This window comes from Streptomyces sp. NPDC047853, assembly GCF_043204535.1.
Lineage (GTDB): Bacteria > Actinomycetota > Actinomycetes > Streptomycetales > Streptomycetaceae > Streptomyces.
The window spans coordinates 116,353-137,509 of record NZ_JBIDCI010000009.1; the positions used below are offsets into that span (position 1 = coordinate 116,353).

Annotated in this window: 18 protein-coding genes, 1 pseudogene and 1 riboswitch; of the genes and pseudogenes, 4 read left to right on the forward strand and 15 right to left on the reverse strand. The window is 74.0% G+C overall.

The features are described from left to right. Positions 1-214 precede the first annotated feature (214 nt). The 3 genes and pseudogenes from ACGF5T_RS18735 to ACGF5T_RS18745 all read left to right on the forward strand — a co-directional run bounded on the left by ACGF5T_RS18735 (position 215) and on the right by ACGF5T_RS18745 (position 4,596). Positions 215-2,347: an SWIM zinc finger family protein gene (locus ACGF5T_RS18735; RefSeq protein ID WP_366766423.1), complete on the forward strand. Its 2,133-nt coding sequence runs from the start codon at positions 215-217 to the stop codon at positions 2,345-2,347. Between the two features lie 354 nt (positions 2,348-2,701). Next, positions 2,702-4,127, forward strand: a pseudogene (locus tag ACGF5T_RS18740) (PHB depolymerase family esterase). 109 nt (positions 4,128-4,236) lie between these two features. Beyond that, entirely contained in the window at positions 4,237-4,596 is a 360-nt protein-coding gene (locus tag ACGF5T_RS18745; RefSeq protein WP_356607161.1) for a hypothetical protein, read from the forward strand. A 104-nt stretch (positions 4,597-4,700) separates the two neighbouring features. Here the strand turns inward: ACGF5T_RS18745 and ACGF5T_RS18750 are convergent, their stop codons facing one another. Genes ACGF5T_RS18750 through ACGF5T_RS18780 form a run of 7 tightly spaced genes read right to left on the reverse strand, consistent with a single transcriptional unit; the run spans position 4,701 to position 11,503 of the window. After that, complete coding sequence (locus ACGF5T_RS18750; protein WP_356607159.1) at positions 4,701-5,459, reverse strand: SDR family oxidoreductase; 759 nt, start codon at positions 5,457-5,459, stop codon at positions 4,701-4,703. Next, entirely contained in the window at positions 5,456-6,427 is a 972-nt protein-coding gene (locus ACGF5T_RS18755; RefSeq protein WP_356607157.1) for a fumarylacetoacetate hydrolase family protein, read from the reverse strand. The genes ACGF5T_RS18750 and ACGF5T_RS18755 overlap by 4 nt, the downstream gene beginning before the upstream one ends. A 20-nt stretch (positions 6,428-6,447) precedes the next feature. Then, positions 6,448-7,380: a VOC family protein gene (locus ACGF5T_RS18760; RefSeq protein ID WP_356607155.1), complete on the reverse strand. Its 933-nt coding sequence runs from the start codon at positions 7,378-7,380 to the stop codon at positions 6,448-6,450. A 4-nt stretch (positions 7,381-7,384) separates the two neighbouring features. Continuing rightward, positions 7,385-8,392, reverse strand: a complete 1,008-nt coding sequence (locus ACGF5T_RS18765) for an amidohydrolase family protein (protein WP_356607153.1) — start codon at positions 8,390-8,392, stop codon at positions 7,385-7,387. Continuing rightward, entirely contained in the window at positions 8,389-9,519 is a 1,131-nt protein-coding gene (locus ACGF5T_RS18770) for an FAD-dependent oxidoreductase (RefSeq protein ID WP_356607151.1), read from the reverse strand. Before ACGF5T_RS18770 ends, ACGF5T_RS18765 begins: the two co-directional genes overlap by 4 nt. Positions 9,520-9,542: 23 nt before the next feature. Beyond that, positions 9,543-10,505 (reverse strand): cyclase family protein, encoded by a 963-nt coding sequence (locus ACGF5T_RS18775; RefSeq protein WP_356607149.1) that lies wholly within the window; start codon positions 10,503-10,505, stop codon positions 9,543-9,545. After that, on the reverse strand, positions 10,502-11,503 hold the full coding sequence (locus tag ACGF5T_RS18780; RefSeq protein WP_356607147.1) for a fumarylacetoacetate hydrolase family protein: 1,002 nt from the start codon (positions 11,501-11,503) through the stop codon (positions 10,502-10,504). Before ACGF5T_RS18780 ends, ACGF5T_RS18775 begins: the two co-directional genes overlap by 4 nt. A 127-nt stretch (positions 11,504-11,630) precedes the next feature. Here ACGF5T_RS18780 and ACGF5T_RS18785 point away from each other — a divergent pair, with 127 nt between their 5' ends. Then, positions 11,631-12,548 (forward strand): LysR family transcriptional regulator, encoded by a 918-nt coding sequence (locus ACGF5T_RS18785; RefSeq protein ID WP_366766365.1) that lies wholly within the window; start codon positions 11,631-11,633, stop codon positions 12,546-12,548. Positions 12,549-12,687: 139 nt separating this feature from the next. Here ACGF5T_RS18785 and ACGF5T_RS18790 read toward each other — a convergent pair whose 3' ends face one another. The 8 genes from ACGF5T_RS18790 to ACGF5T_RS18825 form a co-directional block, all read right to left on the reverse strand. Next, positions 12,688-13,488 carry an ABC transporter ATP-binding protein gene (locus tag ACGF5T_RS18790; RefSeq protein WP_366766364.1) on the reverse strand — a complete coding sequence of 267 codons (801 nt, stop codon included), beginning with the start codon at positions 13,486-13,488 and terminating at the stop codon, positions 12,688-12,690. Then, positions 13,485-14,600, reverse strand: a complete 1,116-nt coding sequence (locus tag ACGF5T_RS18795) for an iron ABC transporter permease (protein ID WP_356607142.1) — start codon at positions 14,598-14,600, stop codon at positions 13,485-13,487. Before ACGF5T_RS18795 ends, ACGF5T_RS18790 begins: the two co-directional genes overlap by 4 nt. Continuing rightward, on the reverse strand, positions 14,597-15,622 hold the full coding sequence (locus tag ACGF5T_RS18800) for an ABC transporter substrate-binding protein (protein ID WP_366766363.1): 1,026 nt from the start codon (positions 15,620-15,622) through the stop codon (positions 14,597-14,599). Before ACGF5T_RS18800 ends, ACGF5T_RS18795 begins: the two co-directional genes overlap by 4 nt. Positions 15,623-15,670: 48 nt before the next feature. Further along, positions 15,671-15,792: riboswitch (cobalamin riboswitch) on the reverse strand. 92 nt (positions 15,793-15,884) lie between these two features. Next, entirely contained in the window at positions 15,885-16,634 is a 750-nt protein-coding gene (locus ACGF5T_RS18805; RefSeq protein ID WP_356607138.1) for a class I SAM-dependent methyltransferase, read from the reverse strand. After that, complete coding sequence (locus ACGF5T_RS18810; RefSeq protein ID WP_356607136.1) at positions 16,603-17,871, reverse strand: MFS transporter; 1,269 nt, start codon at positions 17,869-17,871, stop codon at positions 16,603-16,605. Before ACGF5T_RS18810 ends, ACGF5T_RS18805 begins: the two co-directional genes overlap by 32 nt. Continuing rightward, complete coding sequence (locus ACGF5T_RS18815; RefSeq protein ID WP_366766422.1) at positions 17,864-19,114, reverse strand: ATP-grasp domain-containing protein; 1,251 nt, start codon at positions 19,112-19,114, stop codon at positions 17,864-17,866. The genes ACGF5T_RS18810 and ACGF5T_RS18815 overlap by 8 nt, the downstream gene beginning before the upstream one ends. Next, positions 19,111-20,133 carry a cysteine synthase family protein gene (locus ACGF5T_RS18820; RefSeq protein ID WP_366766360.1) on the reverse strand — a complete coding sequence of 341 codons (1,023 nt, stop codon included), beginning with the start codon at positions 20,131-20,133 and terminating at the stop codon, positions 19,111-19,113. Before ACGF5T_RS18820 ends, ACGF5T_RS18815 begins: the two co-directional genes overlap by 4 nt. Next, positions 20,130-21,113, reverse strand: a complete 984-nt coding sequence (locus ACGF5T_RS18825) for a hypothetical protein (protein WP_356607132.1) — start codon at positions 21,111-21,113, stop codon at positions 20,130-20,132. The genes ACGF5T_RS18820 and ACGF5T_RS18825 overlap by 4 nt, the downstream gene beginning before the upstream one ends. Positions 21,114-21,157: the final 44 nt, after the last annotated feature.

Here is a 21,157-nt window from a genome sequence, read left to right on the forward strand (position 1 = left end):
CGACTGTGGTCAGGGGTCCCACCCGAGCCTCGACCGCGACCGTGATCGGAACCTCGATCCCAGTCGCGACCGTGACCAGGGCCGTGACCGGGAGCGCGGCCAAGACCTCGACCGGGATCGGGGCCGCAGCCAGGATCGGGACCGCGGCCAGGACCAGGACCGGGCCGAGGAGGAGCACCCCGGGTCGCGCCCGGGGGACGTCGCGCGCGCCGCGCTGCGTCACGCCCGCACCGCGAAGGCCGTCACGGCGTCACCGGAGGCCGCACCCGAGGCGCTTCCGTCCAGCGGCCCGCGGCCGGACAGGCCCGGCACTGCGGGCGGGGAAGCCGCCCGGCCAGGAGGGACGACCCGGCCCGCTCGGCCCACGGCCACCGGCGCCGGCACACCCCCCGCCTCCGCGGACCCGTCCGACGACGCGGACAGTCGGTCGGCGGATGCGGCGCGTGTGGCCGGGTCGCCGGGTGAGGCACGTGAGGCCCGACCGGCCGATGTGGCACGTGAGGCCCTGCGGGCGGCACGTCGGCAGGCCCGGGCGGACTCGGCGCTCAAGGACGCGGCGAGTTCCCGCCGACCGTCTCGCCCGGCCCGGGGGCCGCAAGCGGGCGGTTCACCTTCCGCCGCCGCCCGTGCCCGCGCCGTACGGGACTTCGCCGCGGAGGCCTTCCGGCTGCCGCCGGACGTCGACCCCGCCGACCCCGCCGGGACGGCCGCGTCTGCCGCGCCTGCCGCGGAACCCCTGCCCTCCGCGCCGCTGCCCGGTGAGCCCTTGTCCTCCGGTGAGCCCACCGGAGGGTCCGCGGACTCGGCCGAAACGTCACCGCCCGCGGGGCCGACGTCCCCCGAGCCGACGACCCCCGGGCCGACGGCCGCCGCCACCCCACCGCAGCCGCGGATCAGCGTGGCGGCGCACCCGGAGCGTGGACCGGAGGGTTCGGAGCCGGTCCCGTGGCGGCCCTCGTACCAGGCACGGCACGGAACGGAGTCACGCGGCCCGTACGAGGACGCCCTTCCGACGCCACCTTCCGTGCCCCCCGTGAGAACCGCAGCCCCCACCGCACCCGGCACCCCCCGCACCTCGCGCTCCATGGCGGCCCCCGGCCGGGACGGTGAGCTTCGGCGTACCTTCCCCGCCCTGCCGCCCAGGCCGGCGGAGGGCGGGGACTTCGCCGGGACATGGTGGGGAAACGCGTGGGTGACCGCGCTGGAGGAGGGCGCCCTGGACGCCGCGCGGCTGGCGCGCGGGAGGGGGTACGCCGAGCGGGGGCACGTCGACGCGATCACCGTGACCCCGGGGCTGGTCCTCGCGTACGTACAGGGCAGCCGCCCCCGGCCCTACCGCGTGCAGGTCAGGCTGCGCACGCTGGACGACGCGTGCTGGGAGCGGTTCCTGGACGCCGCCGTCGAGCGGCCCGGGCACATCGCCGCCCTCCTCGACAAGGACCTGCCCCACTCCCTGGCCGACTGTGGCGTCCCCCTGCTGCCCGGCCCCGGCGACCTCGCCCCGCAGTGCAGCTGCCCGGACTCAGGGCACCCCTGCAAGCACGCCGCCGCCCTCTGCTACCAGACGGCACGCCTGCTCGACGCCGACCCCTTCGTCCTGCTCCTGCTGCGCGGCCGGGGCGAACGCGATCTGCTGGACGCCCTGTCCCGGTTGAACGCGGCCCGGGCCGCCCGCGCCACGCAGGACCGCGGGCCCGCGCCGCTGCCCGGAGTGCGGGCCGCTGCCGCCCTGACCGAGCGCACGCTGCCGCCCCTCCCGCCGCCGCTGCCCGCACCCCCGCACCCCGAGCAGCCGCCGGCCTACCCGGCGGCACCGGGCGGCCCCGACCCGTTCGCGCTGGATCAGCTGGCCACCGACGCAGCCGCCCGCGCCCACGCGCTGCTCACCACGGGCCGCGACCCGATCGGCGGGCTGACGCTGTGGCGGGACGCCGTCCGGCTCGCCGCGGCCCGCCCCGGCTCCGGCCTCACCGCGGGGACCCGCGCGCTCTACGCGTCCCTCGCCCAGGCCGCCGGCCGGGAGACGGCCGAGCTGGCGCGCGCGGTGGCCGCCTGGCGCCAGGGCGGACCGGACGGACTCGACGTCCTGGAGGAGCCCTGGGACCCGCCGGCCGGCCGCTTCGACCGGGCCCGCCCCCTGCTGCTCGCCGCGGACCTCCCCGCCTTCCGCCCCTGGCGCAACCACCTGACCCACCCCCGGGGACACGTGCAGCTCCGGCTGGGCCGGACGGGCCTCTGGTACGCCTACGAGTCCGAGCCCGGCCGCGACGACTGGTGGCCGCGCGGCACCCCCGACCTCGACCCGGTCGGCGCGCTGACGGGCCTGGGCGGCGCCGGGGACCTCTGACCGGTCCGGGAGGGTCGGCCTCCCACGGCGGGACCGGCGGGACATACACGCCGAGGCGCCGGGGAGGCCATGGAGGCCCGTCACACAGCACTCGCCGCCACCCTGTTCGCGCGGTCCATGCCGTTCGGGATGCCGTCGCCGGATGATGCGCGGACACCCGCGCCGGAACCCCCGACGATGCCGGCTCCGGAGCGCGTCCACAGCGTGTCCACAGCGTGTCCATCCCAGGAGGCAGCCGACATGGGACAACCGCACCCTCCGCACCACTCGCACCATTCGCACCACCCGTTCCCCTCGCACCCCCCGCACCGCTCCGCGAAGAGCCGCCGCCGCGCGGCGGGCGTCCGCAGGTGGATGACCGCCGCGGCAGGCGCCCTCGCCCTCACCGCCGGCCTGGTGGCCGGGGGCCCGCAGGCGTCCGCCGCGGGGCTGACCCAGGTCACCGGTTTAAGGGACCAACCCGGGCAACCTGTCCATGTACGCGTACGTGCCCGACGCCCTGCCCTCCGACGCGCCGCTCGTGGTCGCCCTGCACGGCTGCACCCAGAGCGCCAACGACTACTACGCCCACTCCGGGTGGCCCACCGTCGCCGACCGCTACGGCTTCGCGGTGGTCTTCCCCCAGACGAGCAGCGCGAACAACGCCAACAACTGCTTCAACTGGTTCCAGCCGGGTGACAGCGCGCGCGACCGGGGCGAGGCGCTGTCGGTCCGACAGATGGTGGAGGAGGCCGTCGCGCGCTACGGCAGCGACCCCGGACGCGTCTACGTCACCGGCCTGTCGGCCGGCGGCGGCATGACGGCGAACCTGCTCGCCGCCTACCCCGACGTCTTCGCGGGCGGCGCCGTCGCCTCCGGTCTCCCCGCCGCCTGCGCCGACAGCGTGGGCGCGGCCTACACCTGCATGTATAGCCCGCCGGACCGGACGCCCGCCCAGTGGGGCGACCTGGTCCGCTCGGCGGCCCCCGCGGGCACCACCTCCTGGCCGCGCGTGGCGATCTGGCAGGGCACCGGCGACACCACCGTCCGGCCCGCCAACGCCACGGAACTACGCGACCAGTGGACCGACGTGTGGGGCATCGGCCAGACACCCTCCCGCACCGACACCCTCACCGGAGGCACCACGCGCACCGTCTACGACGACCCCTCCGGCCGGCCCGCGGTCGAGGTCTACTCGATCTCCGGCATGGCCCACGGTCTCGCGGTCGACCCCGGCAGCGGCGCCGAGCAGTGCGGAGCCACCGGTGCCTACTACCTCGACACCATCTGCTCCAGCCGCCACACCGCCCGCTTCTGGGGGCTGGACGGCGACGGCGGCGGCGAGGAGCCCGGCCCGCTCCCCGCCCCCACCGGACTGGCCGTCACCGGGACCACCGCCACCTCGGTCACCCTCGGCTGGAACGCCGTCCCCGGAGCGGCCTCGTACGCCGTCCTCCGCGGCGGCGACCGGATCGCGACCACCGCGTCGACCGGCCACACCGACAGCGGCCTCGCGTCCGGCAGCACGTACCGCTACACGGTGACCGCCGTCGACGCGGCGGGCACGGCGGGCCCGCCCTCGTCCGCGGTCGCTGCGACCACCACCGGGTTCACGCCCACGTGCCACACGGCGAGCAACTACGACCACACCGTCGCCGGCCGGGCCTACGCGGAGGGCGGCCGCGCCTACGCCCGTGGCTCCGGCCAACCCATGGGCCTGTGGAACACGTTCACCACCCACACGCTCCAGCAGACCTCACCCGGCCACTACGTGGTCGCCGACTCGGGTTGCCCGGTCTGAGCACCGCGAGCGACCCCCCGGCCGCTCCAGCCCCGGTCCCGGCCCCGGGGCATATGCCGGTCGATCAATAGGGGCTGACGGTGCGTCACGCCCGTGGGGCCATTTTCCGATGATCACTCTCCGTGTCGCCGTCCTCTCCGGGACCGGCCTCCTGGTCGCCGCGCTCGGTGCCTGGCCGGCGGTGGTCCGCTGGGAGGACGGGGACAGGACAGCGACGTCCGTCTCGGCGTTGGCCGCCGTGGCCGCGGTCGGCGTCTCCGTACGGGCCGCACTGCACGCCTCGCGAGAGCAGCCGACGCTCGTCGCGTCCCGTACGGGCAGCGCGACCACCCGGCGGGGAGACGCGAACGGGACCGGCTGGAGGCTCTACGTGCCCGCGCCCGGACGAACCGCGCAGCCGGCGGGCAGGTCGCCTACGTGGACGACGACGGTGACGGTGTCGTGGCGGCCACGGGGCGGGCGCCCGTGAGGCGCGCGGCCTCTCGGTGGTCAAGGCGACGGGGTCCGGGGAGTCCGCCCGGCCCTGGCCCCGGGCGGTGCCGGAGACCGGGGCCACCTCGCCGTCGAGCCGCCTCATGGCCCGGCCTCGGCGGCTCGCAGGGCGTCGGAGACGGACTTGACGCCGCCGTGCGCGGTCAGGCCGCCGTCCACGGGGATCTCCGCACCGGTGATGAACGACGACTCGTCCGACAGCAGGAACACGACCAGCGGCGCCACCTCGTCGACCGTGCCGGTGCGGCCGAGGGGCGTCTCCCGGAGGTTGGCCTCGCGGAACGCGGGGGCCGCGGTCGCCGTCATCCCGGTCTCGATGTAGCCGGGGTGGACGGTGTTGACGCGGATGCCGCGCGGACCGAGTTCGAGCGCGGCGGTTCTCGACAGTCCCCGCAGTCCCCACTTGCTCGCGGTGTACGCGACCGGGTAGTGAGCGGTGAGCGCGGCCGAGGAGCCGACGTTGACGATCGAGGAGCCCGGCGGCATCAGCGGGCTCAGGTGCTGGATGCCGAGCAGCGGACCGGTCACGTTGACCGAGTGCACCCGCTCGAAGTCCTCGGCCCGCACCTCACCGAGGCGGGCCCGCCAGGTGACGGCCGCGTTGTTCACCAGGCCGTGCACCTGCCCGTACGCCTCCCGCAGCTCGGCGGCCAGCTCCGCCCACTCCTGACCGCTGCTCACGTCGAGGCGGCGGCAGTCGCCGTCCGGTGCCACGTCGGTGGCGATGACCCGGGCGCCCTCGCGGGTGAGGGCCTCGGCCTCGGCGGCGCCCTGGCCGCGGGCGGCGCCCGTGACGACGACGACCCTGCCGAGCAGCCGCTCGGGGTGCGGGTCGCTCACGGCCGCTCCCGCCCGCGCCGCCGGCCGGCCGGCAACGGCACGGGGTCTGGGCCGGGGACGACGGTGTTCGTCAGGGTGCCGATGCCCTCCACGGTCAGGGTGACCGTGTCGCCCGGCGTCAGCGGCGGCGGCGTCCGCTCGCCGCGCCGGCCCCACAGCTCGGCCAGGCAGCCGCCGTTGCCGCAGGTGCCCGAGCCGAGGACATCGCCCGGTACGACGCGGGTGCCGCGTGAGGCGTAGGCCGTCATCTCCTCGAAGGTCCAGCTCATGTGGGACAGCAGGTCCTCGCCGACCTTCTCGCCGTTGACCTCGGCGGTCAGCGCCAGGCGCAGGAACCCCTCGGCGTCCCGGTACGGCTCCAGCTCGTCCGCGGTGACCAGGTACGGGCCGAGCGTGGTGGCGGTGTCCTTGCCCTTGCAGGGGCCGAGGCCCACCTTCATCTCCGCGCTCTGCAGGTCGCGCGCGGACCAGTCGTTGAACACCGTGTAGCCGACGATGTGGTCGCGGGCCCGCTCGGGGGTGAGGTCGCGGCCCTCCCGCCCGATCACCGCGCCCACCTCCAGCTCGAAGTCGAGCACGGCCGACCCCGGCGGCACCGGGATGCCGTCCCGGTGGCCGTGGATCGCGTGCGGGTTGGTGAAGTAGAACGTCGGCGCGGCGTACCACTCCTCGGGGACGCCGGCGACGCCGTCGACGGAGCGGCGTACGCCCTCGACGTGCTCCTCGAACGTGACGAAGTCCCGTACGGACGCGGGCCGCAGCGGGGGCAGCAGCCGTACCTCGTCGACGTGCGGGCCGGGCGGCACGTCGAGGGCGGCGCGCCCGGCGGCGAGCAGCCCGGGCAGACCCTCGGTCCGCGCGAGCAGGGCGGTGAGCGAGGTGACGCCGGGCAGCGGGTAGAGCGTGCCGTCGTCCTCCACGACGGCCACGCGGTGGCGGTGACGGTGTGCGTAAGCGGCGAAACGCATGGTGCGGCTCCTGGGAGGGATCAGACCGGCGGGGCGACGAACACGCCTCGGTCGGGGTCGTTGAACGACTCCTTGGCGACCAGTTCGTTCATGGCGTTGGCGGTGCCCCACTGGTCGGTGACCTCGGGCCGGGAGAAGTCGTAGACGTGCGGGTGCCAGGTGTCCTCGTCCAGGCACTCCAGCTCGGTGGTGTACTCGACGGTGTTCCCGTGCGGGTCGAGGAAGTACGTGAAGGTGTTGTCGCCCGCCATGTGCCGGCCGGGACCCCAGATCTTCCGGAAGCCCGCCCGCATCACCCGGCCCGAGCCGCGCATGTACTCGTCGATGCCGCGCATCTCGAAGGAGACGTGGTGCAGCGAGGTGTGCGGTCCCTTGGCCAGCGCCATGGAGTGGTGCTGGTTGCTGATCCGCATGAAGTGCATGACCTCGCCCATGTGCGGGGAGCTGAGCGTGTCGGAGAGGGCGAAGCCGAGGTGGCGCTCGTACCACGCGCGGGTGCGGTTCAGGTCGGGGGAGTTGAGGACGACGTGGGAGAGCTTGACCGGGATGGACTCCTTCTCCTCGATCCTGCGGTGCCGGCGGACCTCGACGTCGGCCGACACCTCGATGGTGCGTCCGTCGACGTCGAAGAAGCGGAAGCCGTAGCCGCCGCCGGGGGTGTCCACCGTGCCCGGCCGGGAGATCAACCGCACGCCGCCCGCGAGCAGTCGCTCGGCGAGGGTGTCGACGTCGGCGGCGGACGCTGCCCCGTAGGAGACCAGGTCGAGGCGCTTCTCCTCGGCCCTGCGCAGCCGCACGACGTACTGCTCGGGGGAGCCCTCGGCGGCCAGGAAGGAGATGCCGGAGTCCTCGGCGACCTTGCTCAGGCCCCAGACACCGGCGTAGAAGTCGAGCTGCTTGTCGTAGTCGGGCACGGCCAGGTCGACGTGCCGCAGGTGGGTGAGCAGACGCATGGTGTCAGTCCTTCCGGAGGAGGTTCGCGGCGTTGCCGCCGCGGACGGCGTGGAAGTCGGCCTCGGGGAGGGCGGCGGCGCGCAGGGCGCCGACCGGGTCCTCGGTGCCCATGTCGAAGGGGAAGTCGGAACCGAGCAGCACCCGGTCCGCCCCGGCGACCCGGACCAGTTCCCGCAGCACGCCCGGGTCGTGGACGAGCGAGTCGAAGTACAGGCGTCTCAGGTAGCTGCTGGGCGGGTGGGCGCAGCCGGCGGTGGCGTCGGAGCGGGCCGACCAGGCGTGGTCGGACCGCCCGATGTGGGTCGGCAGGTATCCGCCGCCGTGCGCGGCGATCAACCGCAGGCCCGGGTGCCGGTCCAGGACACCGGAGAAGATCAGGTGCGAGAGGGCGACGGCGTTCTCGGCGGGCTGGCCGACGGTGTTGGACAGGTACCACCGGTCCAGGCGCTCGTCGAGGGTGCAGCCGAAGGGATGCAGGAAGACGAGCGCGCCGGTCTTCTCGGCCCGGGCCCAGAACGGCTCGTAGGCCGGGTCGGACAGCTCGCGGCCCGGGGCGTGGCTGGAGATCTCCACCCCGGCCAGGCCCTGCTCCAGGGCGTGGTCCAGGGCGCGGACCGCCTGCTCCGGGTGCTGGAGCGGGGCCAGCCCCAGTCCGCGCAGTCGCTCGGGGGCGGCCGAACAGTGCGCGGCCGTGGCCTCGTTGGCGAGCCGGTACAGCTTCTCGGCCGTGTCCTCGTCGGCCCAGTAGTGGTAGTGCGAGGGCGAGGGGCTGACCACCTGGACGTCCACGCCCTGGACGTCCATCGCCGCCAGGCGCACGGCGGGGTCGGTCAGCCTCGGGACGCGCTCGCGCACCATGGCCCCGCTGACGGCGAGGGCGGCGGGGCCGTTGCGCCGGGCGTCCAGCTCCCTGGCCTCGGCGTGTCCGGGCAGCCCGGCGACGAGGGCGTCGACCTCGGGCAGCAGGACGTGGGCGTGCACGTCCACGGTCGGCGGATCCGCCGCGGTCACGGCAGCTCCCTCAGCAGGGTCATCGTGCGGCCCATCAGGCCGGGCACGTCGGCGTCGCGGACCCCGTCGAGCTGCCACCGGCCGATCTGCACCGACGCCTCCACGACCGGGCGGACCCGGGCGATCCGCCGGTCGTGGTACGCCTGGAACAGCGCGTCGTCCCAGACGTCGGACCCGGTCAGCATCTCGGCGAGGACGGCCGCGTCCTCCAGCGACAGGGCGGCGCCCTGGGCGAGGGTGGGCGGGCAGCAGTGGGCGGCGTCGCCGGCCAGGACGACCCGGCCGCGGTGCCAGGAGCCCTCCACCAGCATCCGGTCGAACCAGGTGTAGTTGACCTTCGCCGGGTCGGTGATGTGCGCGCTGATCTCCGGCCACTGGCCGCCGTAGTGCCGGGTCAGGCGCCACATCTCCTCGGCGTACGAGCCGGGCGGTATGGAGGCGCGGTCGCGGTTGGCCTCGACGACGTAGGCGTACAGCGTGGTCTCGCTGGTCGGGCAGTAGCCGGCGATGTAGGCCGGACCGCCGTAGGCGAGGTCGGTGCGGGTCACGCCGGCCGGGCGCGGGGCGGCGACGCGCCAGATGGCCATGCCGGTCGGTTCGGGCCGGTCGGTGATGCCGATCGCGGCGCGGGTGGCGGAGCCGAGGCCGTCGGCGGCGACCACCAGGTCGTAGCGGCCCTCGGTGCCGTCGCTGAAGCGTACGGAGACGCCGTCGGCGTCCTGGTCCAGGATCTCGGCGGTGGTGCCCAGCCGGACCGACGCGCCGCCGGCCCGCACCGCGTCGATGAGGATCCGCTGGAGCCGCGGCCGCTGCATGCCGACGGTGGCCGGCAGGTCGTCGCCGCCGGTGCGCAGGTCGTCCTGGACGTGCAGGACGGTGCCGTCGGGCGCGGTGATGCCGACGGATCCGAAGCCGAACCCGGACGCCTCCACCTGCTTCCACACGCCGAGTTCGCGCAGCACGCGCAGGGCGTTGCCCTGGAGGGTGATGCCGGAGCCGGCGGTCGCGTTCCAGTCGTCCCTGGCCTCGACCAGGTCCACCGCGTACCCGGCGCGGCGGAGCAGGATCGTCACGGCGTTGCCGGCCGCGCCGCCGCCGACGACGAGTACCGTACGGGGTCGGTTCATGGGGAACTCCCTTGTTCCTCGGTCTACTTGACGGCGATCGGGTTGACCGGCGAGCCGACCGCACCGGTGATCGGCAGGGGTGCGGCGGTGAGCCAGAACGCGTACACGCCGTCGGCCGCGCAGTCCCCGGCGAGCGCCTCCAGGTCCCACATCTCGCCGATCAGCAGCCCGAGGTGGGGGATGGCGACCTGGTGCAGCGGCTGGAAGGCGTGCTCGAACTCGTTGGGCCGCACCTCGAAACCCCAGGTGTCGGTGGCGATCGCGGCGATCTCGCTGCCGTGCAGCCACCCGGCCGTGGTGAAGGACAGGCCCGGGGCGGGCCCTCCGGCGTAGTCGCCCCAGCCCTCGCGGCGGACCCGGGCGAGCTGCCCCGTGCGCACCAGCACCAGGTCACCGCGGCCGACCGTGACGCCCTGGGCCTCGGCGGTGGCGGTCAGGTGCTCCTCGGTGATCGCGAAGCCGTCGGGCAGCTCACCGTCGTCGCCGACGGTCCGGCCGACGTCGAGGAGCACCCCGCGTCCCGCGACGTGCGGCGCCATGTGCTCGATGCCGGTGACCTGGTCGCCGTCGGAGGTGACGACCTTCTCGGCCGGGCGGCCGTTCCACGCCCTGCCGTGGTCGAAGATGTGGCCGAGCCCGTCCCACTGGGTGGAGCACTGCAACGGCATGGAGATGACGTCGTCGGCGCCGCCGATGCCGTGCGGCAGGCCCTGGTTGCCGAGGGCGGCGTCGGTGCCGGTGTCCAGCATCGTGTGCACCGGGTTGGTGCGGCGGCGCCAGCCCTTCTGCGGGCCGTCGATGTCGAAGCGCTGCGCGAGCGAGAAACTGACGCCCCGCCGGATCAGCGCCGCGCCCTCGCGGCGCTTGGCCTCGTCGAGGAAGTTGAGCGTGCCCAGCACGTCGTCCTGCCCCCAGCGGCCCCAGTTGGAGTACGCCTTCGCGGCCCGGGCGACCGCGCCCGCGGGGTCCGTGCGGTCCGGGGTCACCGGGCGGTCTCCGCCACGCAGCGGGTGCGCTGGGCGCCGAGCCCGGTGATGGAGGCGTCCATGACGTCGCCGTCGCGCAGCAGCCGGCCCCAGTGCATGCCGTTGCCGGCGGGGGAGCCGGTGAGCACCAGGTCGCCGGGGAGCAGCCGGGCGGTCTGCGAGGCGTAGGAGACCATCCGCGCGACGTCGAAGATCATGTCCTTGGTGGACTCGTCCTGCATCGTCTCGCCGTTGAGCCTCAGCGTGAGGCGCAGGTCGCCCGGGTCCGCGACCGACGCGGTGGGCACGATCCACGGGCCCAGCGGGGTGAAGCCCGGCGCGTTCTTGCTGCGCAGCCAGTCGGTGCCGATCTGCGGCATGTCCCGCCGGAAGACGGTGGCCCGGTCGGTCAGGTCGTTGGCGATGGTGTACCCGGCCACGTACTCCAGGGCCTCTGCCGCGGACACCCGGTGGGCGGGCCGGCCGATCACCGCGGCCAGCTCCAGCTCCCAGTCGGGCTTCTCGGCCCACGAGGGCAGGACGACGTCGTCGTAGGGACCGGTGATCGCGCTCGGCAGGCCGAGGAACACGTACGGCAGGTCCTCGGCCGCCCGTCGGTCCATGATCTCCGCGGCCTCCGCGCGCCGCTGGGCGTCCGGTCGTTCGTCGCCGGGCGCGCGGTGGGCGACGTGCAGGTCGATGACGTGCTGCCGGTAGTTCGCCCCCGACTGGAAGACCTGGCGCGGCTCGACGGGGGCGTGCACGCGGTGGTCCCTCAACGGCGCCCGGACGAGGGAGGCGTCGGTGGCCAGTGCGGCCAGCCGCGGCGCCACCGAGTCCCACGCGTCGAGGAGCGCGCGCATGCTCAGGCCGGTCTCGCCGAGGGCGGGACGCAGGTCGAGCACCTGGGCGTCGGGGGTGACGAGAGCGGGGAAGGCGGGGCCTTCGGGAGCGGAAACGGTGGCCAGTGCGAAGGGTCCGGCGAAGAGGGCGGACGCGGCTTCAGGTTTCACGGACATGTCCTCCTGATTGCGATGGCACTAATCTGGACCCGCCACTCGCGATCAGGGAAATCAATTCGGTGGATGATAACCATCAGCCGTGTGAATTTCCGCAGGTCATCGCCGGACAGCTAGGGAAACCGCCGTGAATCTCAGTCGCCTGGACCTCAACCTCGTGGTCGCCCTGCGCGCCCTGCTGGAGGAGCGGAACGTGACCCGTGCCGGGCAGCGCGTGGGCCTCAGCCAGCCGGCGATGAGCGCGGCGCTCTCGCGTCTGCGCCGCCACTTCGACGACGACCTGCTGGCGCGGGTCGGCGGCCACTACGAGCTGACCGCTCTCGGGCAGGTCCTGCTCGATCGCGCGTCCACCGCCTACGACCTGCTGGAACGGCTCTTCGCCAGCCAGGCCCACTTCGACCCGGCCCGGGAGAACCGGGAGTTCAAGCTGGTCGCGTCCGACTACGCGGTCGCCGTCTTCGGTGCCGAACTCGCCCGGGTCGTGCACCAGGAGGCCCCCGGCATCCGGCTGCGTTTCGCGCAGACGCCGACCACCGTGGTGGACGCCACCGACACGCTGCTGAGCACCACCGACGGCCTGCTCATGCCGCACGGCGTCATCAGCGACTTCCCCGCCACCGACCTCTACCAGGACCGGTGGGTCTTCCTCGTCGCCGAGGACCACCCGAGCGTCGACGACCGGCTGACCCGGGAGGACCTGGCCCGGCTGCCCTGGGTCACCTACCAGCGCACCTATGACGCCCCGGCCGTCCGCCAGCTCGGCATGCTGGGCATCGAGCCCCGCGTCGAGGTCTCCGTGGACAGCTTCCAGGTCATGCCCCTGCTGGTCAGCGGAACCCGGCGCATCGCCCTGCTCCAGGCCCGTCTCGCCCGGCTCCTCGCCCCGCTCGCCGCGGTACGGGTGGTGGAGCCGCCCTACGAGGCGGTGCCGCTGCGGGAGGCGCTGTGGTGGCACCCGGTGCACACCCACGACGCGGCGCACATCTGGCTGCGCGAGACCGCCGCCCGGGTCGGCAGGCGGATGGCCGACCGGCCCGAGAACTGAGCGGGATCCGCGGCCCGTCCGCGGAGCGCGTCATCCACGGGACGGATGAGGAGCATCCGCAACGTGAATGACGGCAGGGGCGGGCAGAACGCCCGCGCGAGACCCTGCCCGGACCGCCGCCGTGCTCGGACCCGGACCCTCACGGCCGATGCGCGGCCCGCGGTGGTTCCCCGGGGAGGAACGTCACCTGCGGAGCGCCCGTGCGCGGGTGAGTGGCGACCTCCGCCTCCACTCCGTACACCTCGGCCAGGAGCCGTGGGGTGAGGATCTCGGCGGGTGGTCCCGAGGCGGTGACCGCACCGTCGTTCAGCACGTAGAGGCGGTCGCAGTAGTAGGCGGCCAGGTTGAGGTCGTGCAGGGCGAGCAGCACGGTGGCGGGCAGCCCGCGCAGGATGCCGAGCACGGACAACTGGTGCCGGATGTCGAGGTGGTTGGTGGGTTCGTCGAGGACCAGCAGGGTGGGCTGCTGGGCGAGGGCGCGCGCGATGAGGACGCGTTGGCGCTCGCCGCCGGAGAGCCGGTCGAACGGGCGGTCCGCCAGGTGGACGGCGTCCACCGCGAGGAGCGCGGAGTCGACGAGTTCGGCGTCCTCGGGGGTGTCGCCGGCCAGGAGCCGCTTGTGCGGGGTGCGGCCCATGGCGACGACCTCGCGGACGGCGAGGTCGAAGTCGGCGGCCGAGTCCTGGACCACCGCCGCCACCGTGCGGGCCAGTCGCCGCACCGGCAGCGACCAGGCGTCGCCTCCGTCGACCCGGACCTGACCGGTGGCGGGGCGCAGGACGCGGTAGACGGCGCGCAGGAGACTGGACTTCCCGCTGCCGTTGGGGCCGACGAGCCCGACGGTCTCGCCCGGGCGGGCGGTCAGGGAGACGTCGCGCACCAGGTGGCGGGCTCCCGCGGTGAGCGTGACGCCGTCCACGCTCAGGTCGGTCGCGGTCATGCCACTCCTCGGTCGGTGCCGCGCCGGGCGTCCCGGCGCATCAGCCACAGGAAGAACGGCCCGCCGCACAGGGCCGTGAGCACGCCGACGGGTATCTCCGCCGGGGCGGCGACCGTCCGCGCGGCGATGTCGGCCCAGACCAGGAAGACCGCCCCGCCCAGGGCCGCCGTCGGCAGGACCCGGCGGTGGTCGCCGCCGACGAAGAGCCGCACGATGTGGGGCATCATCAGGCCGACGAAGCCGATCGGCCCGGCCGCCGCGACGAGTACGCCCGTGACCAGGGAGAGCACGACGAAGAGCCGGGCGCGGAAGCGGGCCACGTCCAGCCCCATCGTGGTGGCCGCCTCCTCACCGGCCAGCAGCAGGTTCAGGTTGCGGGCCTGCACGAGGAGGACGGCGACACCGAGCAGCAGGGCGCCGCTCGGCAGCCACAGCGTGCCCCAGTCGACCCCGCCGAGGCCGCCGAGGGTCCAGGCGAGGACCGCGCGGGCCTCGTTGCCCCGGTCGGTGGTGAGCAGCAGCAGATCGAGGACCGCGGTGAGCACGGCCGCGATCGCCACCCCGGACAGCACCAGCCTCGCCGAGGTGATGCGTCCGCCGGTGCGGGCGGTGGCGTACACCAGGACGAGCGCGCCCAGGGCGCCGACGAAGGCGGCCACCGACAGGGAGAGCTGACCGAAGAGGGTGACGCCGAACACGATCACGGAGACCGCGCCGAGGGACGCCCCGGAGGAGACGCCCAGCAGGTACGGCTCGGCGAGCGGATTGCGCACCAGAGCCTGCAGGGCGGTGCCGATCACCGCCAGGCCGGCGCCGGTGACCGCACCGAGCAGCACCCGCGGCGCCCGGACGTCCACCACGATGGTCTCCCGGGCCCGCGACCAGTCCGGATCCTGCCAGTCGGCCCCCAGGGCGTGTGTCACGATGCCCCACACCTGGCCGGGCGGCACCTGGACGGAACCGATCGCGAGGCCGGCCGTGGCGGAGGCGAGCAGCAGGACGGTGAGGACGAGCAGCGTGACGGCCAGCCGCGTACCGCCCCCTCCCGGCTCCTCGGCGCCGCGCCGACGGACCGTCCGTCCGGTGGACGTGCCGGTTGCGGTCTGCGTCATCGGAAGCTCTTGGGGTGCAGCCCGCGGGCCAGGTCCTCGACCGCGTAGGCCGAGCGGATGCCGACCAGGGTGGCGGTCAGCGGCAGGACGACGAACCGCTTGTTCCTGACGGCGGGTACGTCGGCGAGCGCGGGCTGGGAGAGCAGGTACTTCTTCTTCTCCTCGACGCTTCCGGCGCCGGCGTAGTCGTAGATGGCGATGACCTCGGGCCTGCGCTCGACGACCTGCTCCCAGGAGACGTCGCCGAAGACGTCGTCGAGATCGGCGAAGACGTTCTCGCCCCCGGCCAGCCGGATCAGCTCGGTGCCGAGGCTCTTGCCGCCCGCGGTGAAGGCGCTCTTGTCGCCGCTGTCGTAGACGAAGACGGGCACCCGGGGCTCGCCCCGGACGCCGGTGGCGGCCTTGCCGACGCGGCCCTCCAGGTCCGCGACCAGTGCGTCGGCCCGGTCCGGGACGCCGAAGATCCTGCCGATGGTGCGGATCTCGTCGTACGTGTCCTTCATCGTCACCTGCTTCTCGCCGCAGTACTCGCGGTTGAGGTAGGTGTCGATGCCCGCGTCGGTGAACGCCTCGCGGGAGCGGCCTTCGTTCTCGGCGAAGGCGCTGCCGTAGCCGCCGTAGACGAAGTCGGGTTCGGCGTCCAGGACCTTCTCGAACGACGGCTCCCTTCCCGCCAGTTCGGGGATCGCCTCGTAGTCCTCCTTCAGCTCCGGCAGCACGGCGGAGTCGGGGAAGGCCGTGCCGACCATGCGGTCCTTCAGACCGAGCGCGAGCATGAGTTCCGCCGGGTGCTGGTGGATGGTGACCACCCGCGACGGCGGCCTGTCGTACGTCGTCCGCACGCCGCAGTTGTCGACGGTGACCGGGAAGCCCGCGGGCGCGGCGGCGGTGGCCTCGGCGTCGCCGCCGCCCTCGTCGGATACACCGCAGCCGGTGGTGAGCAGCACCGCCGACAGTGCCACGGCAGCGGCCGTGGCACGAAGGAACCCGCGCGTGCGGGCAGGGGTGAACAGCTGGGACACGTGAAGCCTCCTGGAGTCCGCGCTCCTCGGATCGGGCCCGCGACGGACCAGTGTCCTGACTCCCGGATCGACGTTCCCCCCGCCTTCCCGCGCGGTGCGCAGTGGCGTGTCGGAGGGGCGCTCCCCGGTCACAGTGGCGGGACCGTGCCGGATTCGCACCGGCTTCCTGTCTCCCGTCGCGGCGATGACCAGGTGATCCTACGTTTCGCCGAGCCGACGGCGAAAGGGCGTGCGGTTTCCGGCCGCACGCCCCGCTCCTGCCTCACCCTTCGCGGACGGCCCGCAGGACGAGCCGTTCGGCGTCCTCGTCGTAGGGGCGGCCGTCGAACCCGCCGAAGACCTCCACGCGGCCGAACCCGGCCTCCTCGGCCATCCGCCGCAACTCCACGGCGCTGTACACGAACCACGTCAGGGTGGCCCGCGTCACCCGGTCGCCCCGCACCAGCACCCACTCGCTGCGCAGCCGCGCCCACTCGTCCAGCACGGTGTCGGTCTGCACCATCAGGTCGTCGCCCCGCCGCACCACCTTGGGCGGGGTGACCCGGCGGGCCAGGAGTTCCTTCCCCGCGAGGTCGAGGACGAGCGTGCCGCCGGGCGCCAGGCAGGTGTACATGGTGCGCAGCACGCGCGCGTTGTCGGCGGGGTCCTCGAAGTACCCGAAGGAGGTGAACATGTTGAGGACCACGTCGAAGCCGCCCGGTGCCTCGTAGTCGCGTGCGTCGGCCCGCACGTACGTCACGTCGGCACCGGCGTCGGCCGACCGCTTGCGTGCCCGGTCCAGCATGGCCGGGCTCAGGTCGACTCCGGTCACGCGGTGCCCGCGGCGGGCGAGGGGCACGGTGAAGACGCCCGGCCCGCAGCACAGGTCCAGCACGCGTGCTCCGTCGGGGAGGGCGAGCAGGGGAGAGGTGTCGAGCAGTTCCTCGGCCTGCTCGTAGCGCTGCTCGGAGAAGAGGAAGTCGTGGAACTCGGTCCAGAAGTCATCGTCCTGGAATCCGCCCGTCCGTGTCATCGCGCGTCAGTGCTCCTTCGTGGTCGCCGTCGGGGACAGGGGGCCGCGCCGGGCGACGGCGCAGCGTGAGCAGCAGAGGGGGAAGCAGCAGGCACTGGGCGGCCGCCAGCAGCCAGAACCAGCCGGTGTGCCCGGCCCGTTCCCCGAGGCCGTACAGCTGCCCGCCCAGGGCGCCGCTCGCGCAGGCGCCCAGGCCCGCGGCCAGCCGCTGCTGCCCGAAGACGACGGCGTCGGAGCGGGGGCTGCGGCGCAGCGCCTCCAGGTCGTTCTTGAGGAACAGCACGATGTCGCCCAGAGTGATCAGCGCGCCGCCCGCCAGCAGGGCCGCCCGGGTACCGGCCGCCAGCACGGCCAGGCCCGCCGCCAGGCCCGTGAAACCGACCGCGAGGGCGAGGGCGTACGGCATGCGCCGGATCAGACCCGACGCGAGCGGCTGCACGACGATGACCAGAGCGAAACAGAGCAGCAGCACCACGCTGTAGAACGCACCGGAGGCGCGCTCGACGGCGTACACCGCCAGGAAGTGCTGGAAGTGGAAGTAGAGGTAGAAGGCCAGCGCGTTGGCGGCGAACGGCAGGGGTGCGAGGCCCGCCAGGAGACCCGTGGCGGCCTTCTCGCCCGGCCCGGTGGTCTGTTCCGCGTCCGTTCCGGGCAGCCGCGCGTGTCCCACGGTGACCGCGAGGAACAGCGCCGTGACGGCCGCGAAGAGCCAACCGGGCGAGGACAGGACGAACGGTCCGGCGATGAGCGGGCCGACGGCCATCCCGGCGTTGAGCGCCGCGTTGCCCGCCGAGAGGAAGGCCGGACGGCGCTCGTCGTCGACGCCGTGCACCAGGTAGGCCTTGTTGGCGGGCAGGTACAGCGCGGCACCGCAGCACGTCAGGACCAGCGCCCAGACCGCCAGCGGCGGCCAGCGCAGGGCCAGCAGGAACCCGGCGAAACCGGCGGTGCGTACGACGAGGGCCCACAGCATCGTGCGGCGCAGCCCGATCCGGTCCGCCAGGGCGCCGCCGACGATGCCGCCGGAGAACTGCACGAGCGAGGCCGCCGCCAGGACGACGCCGACCGTGCCGAGCCCCATCCCGAGCCGTTCGTGCAGGAACACCGACATGAACGGCAGGACCATGAAGCTGCCGAGCGGAATGAGGAACGAGCTGACCAGGAGGAACCGCAGGGCGCCGGTCAGCGGGAACAGCGAGGCCCGCCGTCCCGCTCGCCGGGTGGTGCGCTCACCCACCGGGCGCCGCCCGACCGGCCTCGGGGAAGGGGTCGGTGAGCACCCGCAGGGCGCCCGCGGCGGCCACCGCGCGGTGGGTGGCGAGTTCGGCGGTCTCGGCCTCGGCGTACACGATGCCCGCGTAGCCGCGGCTGTCGCCCAGGTGCTCGACGGGGTCGCCGACCCGCTTGACCGGGTACCAGGCGGGTGTTCCCGGCATGTCGGCGAGCCGGTCGAGCCCGGCGACGCCCGTGAAGACGCCGGGTGCGGCCGGATAGCCGAGGACGAAGGCGACGGCCGGGCCGCCGGGCAGGGACGCGTCCATGAGGCGCGGGCGGTGGCCGAGCGCGGCCTCGATCATCGCCTCGTACACGTTGACGCCGAGTGCCCGGCACAGGCCCTCCCCGACCAGCGCGCCCCCGATGCGGGGGTTGACCTCCACCACCTCCGGGCCGTCGGTGGTCAGCACGAACTCCACGTGGGCGAACCGGTCGGTGTAGCCGATGGCGGCGAGCACCCGGTCGAGCCAGCCCTCCAGCGATGTCCGCAGCGGTGCCGGGAAGGCGACGGGGAAGGCGGTGATCTCCTCCCTGAAGTGCGGCTCCGGTGACATGAGCCGACTGGAGACGCCCAGCAGCCGGGTGCTGCCGTCCCAGGTGAGCGTCTCGGCGCTGTACACCGGTCCGCCGAAGTACGGCTCGGCGAACAACCGCCCCTTCAGCTCGCGGCCGGACGCCTGCGCCAACGCCGCGTCCAGCTCGCCCTCGTCACGGACCAGCCACACGTTCTGGCTCCCGGTGCCCGCGGTGTCCTTGAGGACGAGCGGCAGTCCGACCTCCTTGAGCAGCGGTCCGCGGGCCTCGCGGTCCGCCTCGGCGCTCTCGAAGGCCCTGGCGCGGGTGAGACCCGCGCCGTACAGCCGGTCGCGTACGGCGGCCTTGTCCCGGGTCAGCCGCAGGACGGCCGGATCGAGACCGGGCAGGCCGAGGCGTTCGGCGAGGGCGGCGCCGGCCAGGGTCCACGTGTCGGTGGAACTGATCAGGCCGCGCAGCCCCGGATCACGCCCGAGCAGACCGGCCACCCCGGCCACGTCGAAGGTGTCGGTCACGACGACGTCGAGGGCGTCGGCGGGCAGCCGGTCCAGCTCGTGGGCGTAGTAGGCGGGGTCCCGGGTGAGGAGCAGCAACCGCTCGCCGAGCAGGTCGGCGGCGCGCACCAGGTGGCCGAGGCCGAAGGTCAGCGACTCCAGGCAGGCCACGGTCATACGGCGCTCTCCGTCCGGCCGGCCGGGCAGGGGGTGCGCTGCCACGCCATCCTCGACCAGGGCATGGTCATCTCCTGCGGGGCGCGGACCTCGACGGGCTTCAGCGCGGCCGGGTCCAGGGCCTCGGCGTGCCGGGTGAACACGCGCTCCACGTAGCGGTGTCCGGTGTCGGCCCCGATCACCAGGTGCACGCGGTCGGGGTGGCGGCGGGCCTCGTACGTCGCCGTCAGGTAGCCGGCCCCGGTGGACAGCCCGGCGAACACCGCGTGCTCGCGCAGCAGGGCGACGGCGCCCGACATGGCGTGGGTGAAGTCCAGCCAGTGCACGGTGTCGTAGAGGTGGTGGCGGACGTTGTCGAAGATGATCGACGAACCGATGCCGGCGATGATCGCCTCGGGGTCGTGGTGGTCCTGGCTGCCGAAGGTGACGCTGCCGAAGGGCTGGACGCCGACCAGGCGGACGGAAGGGTCCGCGGCGCGCAGGCGTTCCACGATGCCGCCGGTCGAGGCTCCCGAGCCCACCCCGCCGACGACGGTCAGCGGCGCGCCCGGGATGTCCGCCGCGATCCGGTCGGCGACCTCCTGGTAGCCGAGGTAGTGGACGTCGTCGTGGTACTGGCGCATCCAGTGGTGTCCGGGCCGCTCGGCGAGTATCTCGCGCACCCGTCGCACCCGCAGTTCCTGGTCGAGCTTGAGGTTCCGCGACGGTCTGACCTGTTCCACGGCGGCGCCCAGGATCTCCAGTTGGGCGAGGGTGGTGGCGTCGACGGTGGTGGACGCGACGATGTGGCACCGCATGCCGTACCGGTGGCAGGCCAGGGCGAGGGCGTAGGCGTAGATGCCGCTGGAGCTGTCGACCAGGGTCTGGCCCGGACGGACGGTGCCCCGCTCCAGCAGGTGGCGGACGGCGGCCAGGGCCGAGTAGATCTTCATCGACTCGAACCGCAGCAGGACCAGGCCGTCGGTGAGCCGGACGAGGTCGGGGACTTTCAGGGCGTCGGCGATGTGGGGGTGGATCACCCGTAGCCTCCTTGGGCGAAGGTGCACTGGTGGCCGAGCGAGCGGAAGAACGCGGACAGTTCGGACTTGACCTCGGCGCGGGGGCGCGAGGTGAAGAGATAGCCGGCCAGGCAGCCGGTGTGGGCGACGAAGACACCGTCGGCGCCGAACCGCTCACGCTGGGCCCACAGGCTGGGGAAGGTCGCCTTGGGCAGCACCTCCTGGGACAGCGCGGCGCTGACCGTGGCGGCCCGGGCGACGGCGGCCGGGTCGCCCGAGTCGAAGCCCTTCACCAGATCGGTGAGGCACCGCTGGTACTCGTCGCCGCGGCGCCGGTAGTGGTCCAGCAGCAGGGGAGTGACGGCGGCGGTGTCCACGGTGCCGGGTTCCGTGACGAAGGCGGTGTGGAACCCGACGTCCGGGCCGAGCCGCCGCACCACCCGGTGCCGGCCGCTGAGATACAGGGCGAACTCGTCGAGGAAGACACTGTCGGCGCGCTCGATGTCCGCCAGGACACCGAGGACGACGTCCGTGTCGTACGGCAGGGAGAAGACGCGGAACAGACAGCGCAGGGTCGCCACGATGTCCGCCGTCGAACTGGCCATCCCCACGCCCACCGGCAGTTCGGAGTGGGTGTGCCAGTCGCCCGGGGGCAGGGAGAGGCCGTAGTGCTCCAGGAAGAGCCGGGCCGCCGTCGCCGACTTCTCCCCCAGCACCGACGCCAGCGGTGCCCCGGTCGCCGTCCGCGGGGTGAAGTACACCCAGGAGTGACGGTCCACCGGAAAGGACACCACCGCGATCTCGGGTTCGGCGCCCGCTCGCAACGGACCCTGGTACAGCTCGCCCAGAGTGCCGTGGCAGACACCGGACACCGTGCCGTCGGACACGTCCGGTCCCCGCGGGGCGCCCGCGCCGGGGCCGGGGAGGGTGCGCCCCGGCCCGTCGGACGGCACGTCGGCCCGGGGCCGGTACGGCCGACGCGAACCGGCTGGATCCCGCACACCGTCCTCCTCCGTACCGGTCCTTGCACACCGACAGGGAGGGA